At 73.8% G+C, this 13,534-nt stretch carries 12 protein-coding genes; 3 read left to right on the top strand and 9 right to left on the bottom strand.

The features are described from left to right. Positions 1 to 5: 5 nt before the first annotated feature. From EV383_RS00575 to EV383_RS00555, 5 genes are all read right to left on the bottom strand, one after another. Positions 6 to 881: an Fpg/Nei family DNA glycosylase gene (locus tag EV383_RS00575; RefSeq protein ID WP_130288090.1), complete on the bottom strand. Its 876-nt coding sequence runs from the start codon at positions 879 to 881 to the stop codon at positions 6 to 8. Between the two features lie 11 nt (positions 882 to 892). Then, entirely contained in the window at positions 893 to 1,333 is a 441-nt protein-coding gene (locus EV383_RS00570; RefSeq protein WP_130288089.1) for a hypothetical protein, read from the bottom strand. A gap of 101 nt (positions 1,334 to 1,434) precedes the next feature. Continuing rightward, positions 1,435 to 2,055, bottom strand: coding sequence for a cupin domain-containing protein (locus EV383_RS00565; RefSeq protein WP_130288088.1), 621 nt, complete (start codon positions 2,053 to 2,055; stop codon positions 1,435 to 1,437). Positions 2,056 to 2,145: 90 nt separating this feature from the next. After that, on the bottom strand, positions 2,146 to 3,384 hold the full coding sequence (locus EV383_RS00560) for a cytochrome P450 (RefSeq protein WP_130288087.1): 1,239 nt from the start codon (positions 3,382 to 3,384) through the stop codon (positions 2,146 to 2,148). Further along, entirely contained in the window at positions 3,381 to 3,725 is a 345-nt protein-coding gene (locus tag EV383_RS00555; RefSeq protein ID WP_130288086.1) for a DUF4326 domain-containing protein, read from the bottom strand. The genes EV383_RS00560 and EV383_RS00555 overlap by 4 nt, the downstream gene beginning before the upstream one ends. A gap of 201 nt (positions 3,726 to 3,926) precedes the next feature. Between EV383_RS00555 and EV383_RS00550 the strand changes: the two genes are divergently transcribed. Then, a complete protein-coding gene (locus EV383_RS00550; RefSeq protein WP_242622825.1) occupies positions 3,927 to 4,433 on the top strand; it encodes a MarR family winged helix-turn-helix transcriptional regulator in 507 nt (168 codons plus the stop codon). Beyond that, complete coding sequence (locus EV383_RS00545) at positions 4,433 to 7,321, top strand: MFS transporter (protein ID WP_130288085.1); 2,889 nt, start codon at positions 4,433 to 4,435, stop codon at positions 7,319 to 7,321. The genes EV383_RS00550 and EV383_RS00545 overlap by 1 nt, the downstream gene beginning before the upstream one ends. 88 nt (positions 7,322 to 7,409) lie before the next feature. Here EV383_RS00545 and EV383_RS00540 read toward each other — a convergent pair whose 3' ends face one another. Together EV383_RS00540 and msrA are read right to left on the bottom strand one after the other, a co-directional pair. Continuing rightward, positions 7,410 to 7,961: a methylated-DNA--[protein]-cysteine S-methyltransferase gene (locus EV383_RS00540; protein ID WP_130288084.1), complete on the bottom strand. Its 552-nt coding sequence runs from the start codon at positions 7,959 to 7,961 to the stop codon at positions 7,410 to 7,412. A gap of 394 nt (positions 7,962 to 8,355) precedes the next feature. Next, entirely contained in the window at positions 8,356 to 9,018 is a 663-nt protein-coding gene (msrA, locus tag EV383_RS00535; protein ID WP_130288083.1) for a peptide-methionine (S)-S-oxide reductase MsrA, read from the bottom strand. 150 nt (positions 9,019 to 9,168) lie between these two features. Between msrA and EV383_RS00530 the strand changes: the two genes are divergently transcribed. Further along, positions 9,169 to 9,840, top strand: a complete 672-nt coding sequence (locus EV383_RS00530; RefSeq protein ID WP_130288082.1) for a M50 family metallopeptidase — start codon at positions 9,169 to 9,171, stop codon at positions 9,838 to 9,840. 5 nt (positions 9,841 to 9,845) lie between these two features. Here the strand turns inward: EV383_RS00530 and EV383_RS00525 are convergent, their stop codons facing one another. Both EV383_RS00525 and EV383_RS00520 read right to left on the bottom strand, forming a co-directional pair. Then, positions 9,846 to 11,633, bottom strand: a complete 1,788-nt coding sequence (locus EV383_RS00525) for a gamma-glutamyltransferase family protein (protein WP_130288081.1) — start codon at positions 11,631 to 11,633, stop codon at positions 9,846 to 9,848. A gap of 63 nt (positions 11,634 to 11,696) precedes the next feature. Next, positions 11,697 to 13,415 (bottom strand): TM0106 family RecB-like putative nuclease, encoded by a 1,719-nt coding sequence (locus EV383_RS00520; protein WP_242622824.1) that lies wholly within the window; start codon positions 13,413 to 13,415, stop codon positions 11,697 to 11,699. Between the last annotated feature and the right edge of the window lie 119 nt (positions 13,416 to 13,534).

Here is a 13,534-nt window from a genome sequence, read left to right as displayed (position 1 = left end):
GACACCTACCTCACCAACCGGGACAGCCGCCGGTCGGCGAGTGGCTTCCCACCGGTCTGGCAGGTCGGACAGTACTGGAACGATCTTTCGGCGAACGACACCTCCCGCACGGTGTCCCCGCAGACGGGGCACGGTAGGCCGGTCCGCGCGTGCACCCGCAGGCCGGAGCGCTTCTCCGACTTCAGCGTCGCCGCGCCCTGCCCGACCGAGCGCTCGACGGCGTCGGTCAGCACCGCGTGCAGCGCCTCGGACAGCGCGTCGACGTCGGCGTCCTTCAGGCGCGAGGCCGTGGCGTAGGGCGACAGACGGGCGGTGTGCAGGATCTCGTCGGAGTAGGCGTTACCGATGCCGGCCAGCGTCGTCTGGTCCGCGAGCAGCGTCTTGAGCCGCCGAGAGTCCCCGGCCAGCAGCTCGGCGAGGCCGTCGCGTCCCAGCTCCAGCGCGTCCGGGCCGAGCCGCGCCACGCCGGGGACCTGCTGCGGGTCGGGGACCAGGTAGACGGCGAGACGCTTCTGGGTGCCGGCCTCGGTCAGGTCGAACCCGGGCCCGCCGACGGAGTCGAGGTGCACCCGCAGCTGCAACGGCCCGCGTCCGGGCTTGGGCGGGGTGACCGACGCCGTCTCGTGCCACCGCAGCCACCCTGCCCGGGACAGGTGGGTCAGCAGGTACAGCGGGGCGTCCGGGCGGTCGGCGAACTCGACGGAGAGGAACTTCCCGTACCGCGCAGCCCCGGTGATCACCCGTCCGACCAGGGCCGAGACCGGCGGGTCGAACGTCTTCAGGACGCTCATGCCGCCCAGGTCGACCCGCGCGACCGGGCGGTAGATCGCGTGTTCGCGCAGGTGGTGGGCCAGGGCCTCGACCTCGGGCAGCTCAGGCATCCCCGCGCCCCCTAGTTCACCGGCTGCAGCGGGCTGTCCGCGTGCCCGGGTGTGGCGCGGGTGCGCAGGCTGCGCAGGACGACGCGGGTCTCCTCGCGGGCCGCGGACCCGCCGCGCACCATGCCGGTCCAGTGCTCGGGCGGGAGCTCGTAGCTGCCCTGGGTCTTGGCCACGATCGTCCACGGACGGCGCAGGTACCAGCGGGCAGGGAAGAACCCGACGCCGATCACCAGGACGATCCAGTAGAACCACGGGACGTAGACCCCGCTCGGGGTCCAGACCAGCACGAGCACCCAGAACAGGACGAGCGAGGAGATCACCAGGACCACGGCGCCACGACCACCGTCGACGTCGTGCTCGAACTCGTCGCCCATCGCCGGTGTCGACCACTCGATGTTGCGCCGCACCTGCCACTCGCGGTTGTCCGCGGCGATGACCGTCTTCGTCCCCATCGGCTCCGCCCTCTAGCCCGTGCCCGGCCACAATCGTCCCACATCACGGCGCCGATCCGGATGATCGACGTGGGCCGGGCCGCCGCGGAAGCGGTCCCGGCTCAGGGCGCGGTGCAGGCGGGCTCGGCCGGGCGGCGCTCGTCGGTGTCCGGGGCGAGCAGCTCGCTGCGGGTCAACACGACCGGGTCCGGGCCGTCGTTGCGCAGCTCGTTGGCCTCGCCGTCGGCCAGGAAGAACGCCTGCTCGGCGCCGAACCGGGCGGGCTCGCAGGCCTGCGCGCGCACGACGGACACGGTGCCCGACCGCACGACCGACATCACCGTGCCGGGGTGGGTGATCCACCCGGTGGTCTGCCCGGGCTGCAGGACCTCGGTGCGGACCAGGAACAGCGCCCGGCCCGGCGTGCTGATCTCCACCGGTGCGTCCACGGTGCCCCGCGCGTCCGATCCCGCGGTGGCCGCCGACGAGCCGGGGACCTGCCCCGCCGGTCCGCCGGGTGCACCGCCCGCGGGCCCGCCGCCCGGCTGCCCCGCCGAGGGGGCCGCTCCGTCCGTGCCGGGGGCGCCCGGCGTCACCGGTGCGGCGCCGTCCGCGGGGGCGGGCGCTGCGTCACCGTCGTGGCCCAGCTGCCCGGGCTGCGCGCAACCGCCGGCCACGGCCAGCACCAGCAGCGCCGCCACACCTGTCGCGGCCCGCAACCGGGCCCGTCCGATGCTCGTCACCGGCGATCACCTCCGCTCGCCGGGCAGGGTAGTGATGCATGGCGGGGTCGTCGCCGGGCGGGCCGCTCACCGCGCGTCGGCGGCCTCTCGTCACCAGCGCAGGGGTAGGCGGGTGAGCCCGTTGATGAAGTTCGACGTCAGCCGCCGCGGTTCCCCGTCGAGCCCGACGGCGGGCAGCCGGGTCAGGAACGCGGTGAAGAAGACCCGCATCTGCAGCCGCGCGAAGTGCGCGCCCAGGCACAGGTGCGGCCCCTGTCCGAACGCGAGGTGCTCGTTCGGCGTGCGGTCGATGTCGAAGACGTCCGGCTCGGGGAACCGGCGCTCGTCGCGGTGCGCGGAGCAGTGGTAGACGACGACCTTGTCCCCGGCCGCGATCTCCCGCCCGGCCAGCGTCAGGTCGCGCGTCGCGGTGCGCCGGAACGTCAGCACCGGCGGGTTCCAGCGCAGCACCTCCTCGATCGCCCCGGGCAGCAGCGACGGGTCGGCGCGCAGCCGTGCGTAGGCCTCCGGGTGCTCGACGAGGGCCAGGACGCCACCGGGCAGGGCACTGCGCACGGTGTCGTTGCCGGCGATCACCAGCAGGAAGAAGAACATCTTCAGCTCGGCGTCGGTGAGGCTCTCGCCGTCGACCTCGGCGTTCACCAGCGCCGTCATCACGTCGTCGGCGGGCTCGCGGCGCTTGAGCTCGGCGAGGGACTCGGCGTAGCCGAACATGTCGGCCAGCGCCGCCGGCGAGCGCGGGTTGAGCGGGCGGCCGTGCTCGTCGGTCTGGACCTCGGCGTGCTCGGGGTCCTGGTAACCGATCACCCGGTTCGTCCAGCGCAGCAGTTCCGGGCGGTCCGCCTCCGGCACGCCGAGCAGGTCGGAGAGGTTCTGCAGCGGGAAGGCGTCGGTGACCTGCGACGTCAGCTCGCACCCTCCGTCGCCGGCGACGGCGTCGAGCAGCCGCGCCGCCCGTGCGGCCACGACCTCGGAGAACGCCTCCATCCGGCGACGGGTGAACGCCCCGGTGACGAGCGTGCGCAGCCGGACTTGCTCCGGCGGGTCCATGTTGAGGATCATCCGGCGGATGAACGGCAGGTCGCCGGGGTCGGGGTCGCGGATCTGGGTGGCGCCCAGCGAGGACGAGAAGTCCTGCGGGCTGCGCAGCACGTGCCGGACGTCGTCGTGTCGGGTGACGGCCCAGAAGCCCGGCCCGGCGGGCCAGTCGCCGACCGCGTGCTCGTCCTGCCAGGACACCGGCTCGTCGTCGCGCAGCCGGCGCAGCGCGTCGTACGGGATCGCGCGGGCGAAGATCCGCGGGTCGAAGACGTTCTCGGCCGTCGTCACGCCTTCTCCCCGGCCCTCTCCTCGGGAAGGCTCCCGGGCCGGGAGTTCGCGACCTCGATCAGCGTGTCCGCGTGGCAGAGCTGGTCGGGGTCGCACCAGCAGCACAGGTCGTGCCCGGCCAGCTCGTCGCGCACCCTCTCGACGAGGTCGGGCTGTTCGAACAGCCAGCGCCGGTGCTCGGTGATCGCGGGCTCGCGGCCCATCTCGCGGACGTCGAACGGGTTGCCCCAGGGACCGGGACGGGTCACCAGCACCGCGCCGTCGGGCTTGCGCCAGCCCTTCTTGCGACGCAGTCGGATCCGCTGCGGACCCGCCGGGCGGGCGGAGTCGTCGTCGACCATGGAACGACCGTAGGCGCGCCGTCGCTCCGGGTGAAGGGCGCCCCACCTGCGACGGGGCGGTCGCCGGACCCGGTCGGGTGACGTGCCCCGGATCACCCGGAATCGATTTGCACGGCGCAACGATGCGGAGGAAGCTTGCGTCCGGCAACTACTTGCGTGATACATGCACTACGCGAGTTCCATCTTCTTCGAGGAGGCTCGGTGAGCATCGCCGAGACCGCCGGTACGCCCGCGGAGACGACCGACGGGGTGACCCAGGACGACCTGGACCTCGCCGACACCGTCGTCCGCGAGCTGTTCATGCTCATCCGGCAGGTCAAGCGTTCCACCGAACGCCACCGTCCGGAGATGATCGTCGACATGGCCGGCTACCACGTCCTGGCCTATCTCAAGGTCGAGGGACCGCAGCGCGCCGGCGAGATGGCGGCCGCCTTCCACTCTGACCCGTCCACGATCAGCCGGCAGGTGTCCGCGCTGGTCAAGTCCGGTCTCGTGGAACGCAGGGCCGACCCCGGTGACGGGCGGGCCAGCCTGCTCGCCGCCACCGACGAGGGCGTACGGGTCATCGAGACCGAGCGCCACCGCCGCGCCCGGGTGATCGCCTCGGTACTGGGCAGCTGGTCGCCGGGCGACCGCGACGCCCTGACCGAGCTCCTCGCCCGCTTCCTCGACGACTACCAGTCATTCGAAAACCAGGGGGAATCCTGATGTCCACCGCTGCCCCGACAGCGGCCCCCACGCCGGCCCCCGCGGCCGACGGGGAGCTCAGCCACAAACAGGTCCTGACGATCCTCGGCGGTCTGCTGCTCGGCATGTTCCTCGCCGCGCTCGACCAGACGATCGTCTCCACCGCCATCCGCACGATCGCCGACGACCTGCAGGGCCTGAGCCTCCAGGCCTGGGCGACCACCGCGTTCCTGATCACCAGCACGATCACCACGCCGCTCTACGGCAAGCTCTCGGACATCTTCGGCCGCAAGCCGTTGTTCATGACCGCGATCTCGATCTTCCTGGTCGGATCGGTCCTGTGCACCCTGGCCTGGTCGATGTACTCGCTCGCCGCGTTCCGTGCGGTGCAGGGGCTCGGCGCCGGCGGCCTGATGTCGCTGGCCCTGACGATCCTCGGGGACATCGTCCCGCCGCGTCAGCGCGCCCGGTACCAGGGCTACTTCCTGGCCGTCTTCGGCACCTCGAGCGTGATCGGACCGGTCATCGGCGGCCTGCTCTCCGGGGTCGACACGATCTTCGGGATCGACGGATGGCGCTGGATCTTCCTGGTCAACGTGCCGATCGGCGCCATCGCCCTGGTCGTCGTGCTCAAGGTCCTCAACATCCCGCACGTGAAGCGCCCGGCGCGGATCGACTGGCCCGGCGCGATCGCGCTGACCGTCGGCCTGGTGCCGCTGCTGATCGTCGCCGAGCAGGGCCGCGAGTGGGGATGGGCGTCGACCTCGTCGTTCGTCTGCTACATCATCGGCGTCGTCGGCCTGGTGCTGTTCGTGGTCGCCGAGCGTGCCTACGGCGACGACGCACTGCTCCCGCTGCGCCTGTTCCGCACCGGCATCTTCTCCATGGGCGCGATCATCAACCTGCTCATCGGTATGGCGATGTTCGGCGGGATCGCGCTGCTCCCGCAGTTCCTGCAGATCGTGCACGGGGCCACCCCGATCACGGCCGGTTTCATGATGCTCCCGCTGGTCGGCGGCATCATGGTCTCGTCGATCATCTCCGGTCAGCTCACCTCGCGGACCGGCCGTTACAAGATCTTCCCGGTGATCGGCACCGCGTTCATCACCGTCGCGATGGTCCTGATGTGGCAGCTCGTCACGCCGGAGATCCCGATCTGGGAGCTCGACCTGATGATGGCGCTGCTCGGCCTCGGGCTGGGTCTGTGCATGCAGACCCTGGTGCTGGCCGTGCAGAACGCCGTCCCGGCGCGGGACATGGGCGTCGCGACGTCGTCGACGACGTTCTTCCGCCAGATGGGCGGCACGCTCGGCACCGCGATCTTCCTGTCGGTGGTGTTCTCCACCGCCGGCGACCGGATCGGCGAGCAGCTCCGCAACGCCTTCGGCACACCGGCGTTCCAGTCGGCGCTGACCGACCCGGCGGTGACCGGCAACCCGGCCAACTCCCAGGTGCTGGCCGGCCTGCAGGGCGGTGACGCCGGTGCGCTGAGCTCCAGCGTCCTGACCGACTCGTCGTTCCTGCAGCGGATCGACGCCCGCCTGGCCGAGCCCTTCCTGGCCGGGTTCACCGAGTCGATGACGCTGGCCTTCCTGATCGCCGCCTGCGTCATCTTCGTGGCCTTCGTGCTGGTCCTGTTCATCAAGGAACTGCCGCTGCGCACGATGTCCGGGGCCCAGGCCGCGCTGGCCGAGGAGGCCGCACGGAAGAAGGCCGAGGAGGGCGGCGACGCCACCGAGGAGATCCCTGCCGAGGGGACGGGGACCGAGGACGCCGACCGGGGTGCGGTCCCGGTGGGTGCGGCCGCCGCCGGAGCGGGCGGGGTCGCCGCCGCCGGAGCCGGGATGGCCGGCGTCGGTGCCGGGCACCAGACGCCGGACGCTGAGCAGCAGGGCGGTCAGCGCACCGTCGCCGAGCTCGCCCAGGAACGTGGGGTCCACGCCGCCGGCAACGGGCACTCCGCCGCCGCTCACCACGGCAACGGGTCCCACGGCTCGTCGAACGGCCACGGTCAGGCGTACGGCACGAACGGGGCGGCTCCCGTCGCCCCCGGGGCCGCCTCTGCCACCGACGGCCCGGCGGTGACCGGGATCGTGCACCGGGCCGACGGGACCGGCCTCGCCGGTGCGGTCGTCACGGTCACGCACCTGTCCGGGCACCAGCAGGGACGCACCACCACCGACGAGCGCGGCAACTACCGCATCGCGCTCCCGGACGGTGGCAGCTACCTCGTGGTCGCCATGTCCGGGTCGCTGCCGCCGTCCGCGGCGACGGTCACCGTGAACGGCGGCCCGGTCCGCCACGACGCGATGCTGGCCGGCAGCAGCGGGGTCCGCGGTTCGGTGCTCGACGCGGCCGGCAACGGCGTCGGCGGAGCCTCGGTGTCGCTGATCGACTCCCAGGGCGACGTGCTGGCGACCGGCCGGTCCGAGGCGTCCGGGACGTTCGCGCTGACCGGGGTGCCGGAGGGCCGGTACACGCTGACCGGTGCCGGCGAGTCGTTCGACCCGGTCGCGGTCGGGGTCGACGTCCCCGGGGCCGGCACGGTCGAGTGCCTGCTGCGTCTCCCGCAGCGGGCCCGGCTCACCGGGCGGGTCAGCGCGTCCCCCGGCGGCGCCCCGGTGCCGCAGGCCCTGGCCACGCTGCTCGACGGTGACGGCACGGTCGTCGGCTCGACGGTCTCCGGACCGGACGGCACGTTCACGTTCGACAACCTGCCCGCCGGCACCTACACGCTGGCCACCAGCGGGTACGCGCCGATCGCCACGGTCGTCGCGCTGGAGCCGGGCCGGGTGACGCACTCCGACGTGGAGTTCCCGCACCCGCTCGGCCACGGCGAGGCCGACCGGTCGAACGGGGCGCACGGCCACCACCGGCTCGACTCCGAGGTGCCCGGCGCCACGCGCTGACGCTCCGCTCCACGACGGCCGCACCCCGCGTTCACGCGCGTGGTGCGGCCGTCGTCGTGTGCGGGGTCGTCGCTCCGGGGACGGCCGGTCAGAACAGGTCGAGCGTCGGCGGAAGGACGCCCTCGAGCGCGAGCAGCCACTCCTTGGTCGCGAGCCCGCCACCGAACCCGCCGAGGGCGAACCCGCGCGGTCCGTCGGCGGCCATCACCCGGTGACACGGCACGACGACCGGCACCGGGTTCGAGCCCATGATCGTCCCGACCCCGCGGGCCGCGGTGTAACCGTGCCCGGCGTAGGCACCCGACAGGCCGGCGAGCTCGCCGTAGCCGACGACCTTCCCGTAGCCGACCCGCGCGTACAGCGTCTGCAGGACGGTCCGCTGCGTACCCGCGGTCAGGCGCCAGTCGACCGGCACGGTGAACTCGCGCCGCCGGCCGTCGAGGTACTCGGCCACCTGACCGGCCGCCTCGGTGACGCCGTCACCGTCCCGGACGGCGTCGAGGCCCAGCTTCTCCGCGGCGCGCGCCACGGCCTCCGGATCGTCGCCGAACGCCACCAGCACCAGTCCGACCTCGGTCGCGGCGACGGTCAACGCCCGCACGGGCGACGGCGCCGGAACCACGGTCCAGGAGAGGGTCACGCGACCATCGTCCTCCCCTGGCGCCGACGATCCAGGCCCGGATCGTCCCGCTGCGCGAGCCTCCGGTGCGGACCGCCGAACTCGACGCCGCCGCGGCCAGGTGCCGGCCGGCGAGCCGGCACGGGGGCGGTATACGCCGGTGAGTGACGCACGATGGCGGGCTCACCCCGAACCGGCGGCCATGGTGCGTCACCCAGGCTGCCCCTCGCCGGAGGATCACCGACCGCCCGGACCCCGGCCCGGACGCCGCTCCGGCCTCACGAGTGACGCGCCATGGCCGCCACGGCCCCGATCGGCAGCAACGGCGCGTCGCCCGGTCACGCGACACGGATCGCTCACACGACGGTGAGCGCCCGGCGCGGAGGAAATGCCCGTTCCGGTACGGGCGGTCCGGTCAGTCGGCGCGGACGCCGGTGCCGATCGGGCAGGTGACGCCGGTTCCGCCGATGCCGCAGTAGCCGTTCGGGACCTTGGCCAGGTACTGCTGGTGGTAGTCCTCGGCGTAGTAGAACTGCGTCAGCGGGGCGATCTCGGTGGCGATCTCGCCGCGGCCGGCCTCGCGCAGCGCCTCGCCGTAGACCTTCGCGCTCGTCTCGGCGCGCTCGCCCTGCGCCTCGTCCACCGTGTACACCGCCGAGCGGTACTGGGTGCCGACGTCGTTGCCCTGGCGCATCACCTGGGTCGGGTCGTGGCCCTCCCAGAACACCTTGAGCAGCTGCTCGTAGCTGACCGCCGACGGGTCGAACACCACGAGGACGACCTCGGTGTGCCCGGTCAACCCGGTGCAGGTCTCCTCGTACGTCGGGTTGTCGGTGTACCCACCCGCGTAGCCCACCGCGGTGGAGTACACGCCGGGCGTCTGCCAGAACAGGCGCTCCGCACCCCAGAAACAGCCCATGCCGAAGACGGCCGTGGCCATGCCGGAGGGGAACGGCGGGACGAGCCGGTTGCCGTTGACGAAGTGCGTCTCGGGGACCGGGATCGGGGCGGCCCTGCCCGGGAGCGCATCCTCGGCCGCCACCATCTGCTTCTTGTCGCGACCAAAGCCGAACACCATGTCAACCACGGTACGCGTCCGCGGGGACCCGCTCGACCCGTGCCGCTACGGCTCCCGATCGACACAACTGACGAAACGACTGCTCCGGACGGGTGGACCGGACGACCGAGAGCATTGCCCCCGTTTGCGAGACCGGCTCCACTACCGGGCGTGGAGATCGACGCGGTCAACTCGGTACCGATCGTGGGCCAGCCGGTGGCCTACGGCGTCGGACTCGGAATGCTGTTCCTGCTCGGGCTCGCGCCCCTCACCGGCCGCTATGCGCTGACTCTCGTGCACGAGGGCGGACACATGCTCGCGGCGGTCGCGAGCCTGCGCAAGATCCAGGGATTCACCCTCGCCGACAACACCGAGGGTCTGACCGTGATCGAGGGTCGGCGGTGGGCTCTCTCGACACTGGTCTTCTTCTTCGCCGGGTACGCCACCCCGTGTCTGCTGGGCCTCGGCGGCGCTGCGCTGATCGCCTCCGGCAACACCTGGAGCGTGCTGATCCTGGGTCTGATCTTCTCACTCCTCGCCATCGTCCCGGCCGCCAACGGGCTGGCGTTCCTGATGCCCACACTGGCCGCCGTCGGCATCGGCTGGGCGCTGATTCAGGCCACGCCGACCGTCCAGGCCGGTGTCGCGGTGGGAATCGTCTGGTACCTGCTCATCGGCGGGACGATCTACGCGTTCACCCTGCCGACCCGCGACGGCGATGCCGCCGACCTGCGTAAGCGCACCGTCGTGGTTCCCGGGATCGTCTGGAAGGCGGCGTGGATCGTCATCGCGGTGGTGTGTCTCTGGAACGGCGGCCGGCTCCTGCTCGTCCCGGGAGCCTGACCGGCTCAGAGCGCGATCGCCGCACCCACCCCGCTGCGTGGGTCCACCGCCGCGCGCAGGGCCGGACCACCGCCGCGGCCGACCGCGCAGAGCCGGCCCAGCGACCAGGGCCCTGCGTCGTCGACGACGTGCCCGCGCCGGCGCAGCTCCGCCAGCGTCGCCTCGCCCAGCCGCGACTCCACGACCAGACCGTGGGGCTCCCAGCCGCGCGGCGCGAACGACGCGGGGAACGCCGTCGAGTGCCAGGTCGGGGCGTCGATCGCGGCCTGCAGGTCCAGGCCGGCGCGGGTGTGGGCGAGCAGGAAGCACAGCTGCCACTGGTCCTGCTGGTCCCCGCCCGGTGTGCCGAACGCGACCCGCGGCTCGCCGTCGAGCAGGGCCAGCGACGGGCTCAACGTCGTCCGCGGGCGGCGGCCCGGGACGAGTGAGCTGGACAGCCCCTCCTCCAGCCAGAACATCTGGGCGCGGGTGCCGAGGCAGAAGCCCAGCTCCGGGATGGTCGGCGAGGACTGCAGCCACCCGCCCGACGGCGTCACCGAGATCATGTTCCCGGCCGCGTCGACGACGTCGATGTGCACGGTGTCGCCGCGTGCCACGCCGTGCCGGCTCACGGTCGGCTCGCCGCTGCCGGGCCCCTCGGTGCCGGTCCCGCGCCCGGCCCCGGGGGTCGAGGCGTAGTACCCGATCCGGGGCTCGCGCCCGCCCGGCGCACCGGGGCGCAGCGTGCCGTCGGAGGTCTCGCCGATCAGCGCCCGCCGGGCGTCGGTGTAGGCGTCGGACAGCAGATCGTCCATCGGGACCGGCGCGCTGTCGCCGTACCAGGCCTCGCGGTCGGCGAACGCCAGCTTGGCCGCCTCCGCCGCGGCGTGCACCGTGTCCGCGTCCGCGACACCGGCGGCGTCGAAGCGCAGGTCGAGGCCGTCGAGCAGGCGCAGCTGCTGGGCCAGCACCGGTCCCTGCGACCAGGGTCCGCACTTCGCCACCGACCAGCCGCCACCGGCCGGCGCGACGAGCGCGTCCTCGTAGGTCGCCGACCACCCGGCCAGATCGTCGGCGACGAGCAGACCGGCGTGGTCGCGCCCGGTCTCGTCGCGCGCCGGGACGCGGGAGAACCGCTCGATCGCCTCGGCGACGAAGCCGCGGTACCAGGCGTCGCGGGCGGCGTCGATCCGTGCCTCGCGGCTCGGGCCGGCGGCCGCGTCGAGCAGACGGCGCCAGGTCGCCGCCAGGGCGGGCAGCCGGATCGTCTCGCCGGGCTCGGGGACCCGCCCGCCGGGCAGCCACTGCTCCGCCGACGACGGCCAGTGCTTCCGGAAGTGCTCGGCGACGGTCGCGATCGTCGCCGGGATCCGCGGGACCAGCGGGATCCCGGAGGTGGCATAGCCCAGGGCCGGCTCCAGGACGTCGGCCAGCTCCCAGGTGCCGTGGTCGCGCAGCAGCGTCAGCCAGCCGTCCCAGGCGCCGGGGACGGTCGCGGCGAGCAGGCCGGTGCCGGGCACGATCTCGCAGCCCTCGCCGCGCACCGCCTCGATCGTCGCCGCGGCCGGGGCGCCGCCCTGCGCGCAGAGCACCCGCGGCGTCGGGTCGGCCGCGGTGACGAACACCGCGGGCATGTCCCCACCCGGGCCGCACAGGTGCGGCTCGGCGACCTGCAGCACGAACCCGCACGCCACCGCGGCGTCGAAGGCGTTCCCACCGCGGGCCAGGACGGCCGCGGCCGCCGCCGTCCCGAGGTGGTGGGTGCTGCTGACCGCCCCCGAGGGGCCGAGACGTTCGTATCCGCGCGGTGCCACCCGGCCATCCTCACATCGCGGCCGTTCTCGCCCGCTCCGCGGGCGTCCGCTCTCCGCGGGGGCCTACAGCTCGGACACCAGCGGCACCTCGCGCACCCGTTCCGAGGACATCCACTCGCGCAGCACCTGCGTCGCGGCGACGTCGTCGGCGTTGTAGGCGAGCAGCCGCTCGCGCTGGACCGGGTCCGGCTCCCCGCCGTCCATCCCGACGGCGTCGCGGTACCAGCGCATCGAGTTCTCCCCGCCGGCCTCGGGGTCCCGCCAGGCGAACCCGGCCGCGGGCGCGATCTTCTTCAGACCCTTGCCGTGCGTGCACAGGAACCAGCGCGAGACGACGGCGAACAGATCGATCCAGCCCGGGTCGTCGATGAACTCCTGCACCTGCGCCACCGACGGCATGCCGGGCTCGTCGGCGAACCTGTTCGCCGAGCCGAGCATCCAGCGGTTCTCGGCCTGCTCGTTGTAGCAGTAGGCGGCGAACGTCCGGCCGCTCGCGCGCGCGGCGTCGCGCACACCGGTCAGCCACGCCCAGAACTCGGCGAACGACCGGCCCTCGTCGGAGGTCGGCAGCGGGTCCCAGGTCGCGAACGCGCGGTAGCCGGGCTCGTCGTCGCCGTCGCGGCGCCCGCCCGGGTGGGTCAGCAACGCGCCCCACAGGTAGGCCCCGGACTCGCCGAAGCTCTCCATGTCCACGTCGACCTCGACGTCCGCGCGCGGCACCGGCACCGACTCCGACCGGCGCACGACGCTGCGCCCCTGACGCCGGGCCCGGGCCAGCGCGACCAGGTCCGCGAACGGCGGCCCGGGCAACGGCACCGGCAGCTCCGACGGCACCGGGCCGGCCGGGTCCAGCTCGGCCAGCGACGCGACCGTCCCGACCCCGGCCGTGCGCAGGAGCCGCCCGGTCTCGCCGTGCGCGACGAGGCTGACGTCGTCGACCGACTCCAGCTCCGCCTCGCAGGTCGGCCACCACGGGCAACGACGGCACTCGGTGATCCGCGACGGCTGCGCCAGCGCCGGGCGCCCGTCCCGGGCCGCCTCGGCGACCGCGCGACGGTCGGCGAACCGCGCGTCGTACTCGGCCATCGTGCCCCGGCCGCCGGGCCAGTGACCGGCGTCCAGGTCGTGCCAGACCACGACGTCGGCGTCCATCCCGATCACGCCGCCGACCGGCGGGTCCGCGGCCTCCGGCGCCCAGCCCGCGGCCTGGAGCATCCGGGTCAGCTGGGCCAGCGCGAGCAGGTCGCGCGGGGACGAACGGACCTTGCGGTCCGGGTCCGTGCGGGCCCGCTGCGGGTACGGGTCGGTGACGGCGGTGGTGCGGGCGCCCTCGCCGGGGTCGGTGATCCGGCGGCGGACCACCAGCAGCGGGACGTAGCCGCCGCCGGGCATCCGGACGAGCAGGTCCGCGCTGCCGCGGCGGCCCGCCGCGCGGTCCAGCGGCAGCACCGCGTCCCAGATCAGCGGGGCCCCCTCGGCCACCAGCTCGGCCGTGCGGGTGGCGCGGACGCCGGCCGGGCCCGCCACGTCGACCGGGCGCCAGGACGCGCCACCGGCCGCGGCGAGGACGGCACCGATGCGCTCGCGGTGCTCGGCGGCGTCGGCCCGGCGCTGCTCCAGGGCCGGGTCGGGCAGCGCGCGCGGCGCACCCTCCGCCGACGGGTCGTGGTCCAGGTGGACCCGGCGGCGGCACCGCGTCAGGGCTCCGGCGTCCAGCAGGACGGCGGAGGGGCCGCCGTCCCCGGCTGCCCGGGCGGCCTGGTCCCCGATCAAGGTGCTCACAGCTCACGAGGGTAGAGACCGACCCCGACAGTATGGTTCCCGCGTGCCGCTGCGACGCCGCGCCGGTGCGGCGCCTGCGCCAGCGGTGCGAGCACCCTAAGCTGCGACGATCATCGTCG

It is taken from the genome of Pseudonocardia sediminis, from assembly GCF_004217185.1.
Lineage (GTDB): Bacteria > Actinomycetota > Actinomycetes > Mycobacteriales > Pseudonocardiaceae > Pseudonocardia > Pseudonocardia sediminis.
Note: the sequence above shows the minus strand (reverse complement) of the source record. Positions and strands in the feature narration are given on the sequence as shown.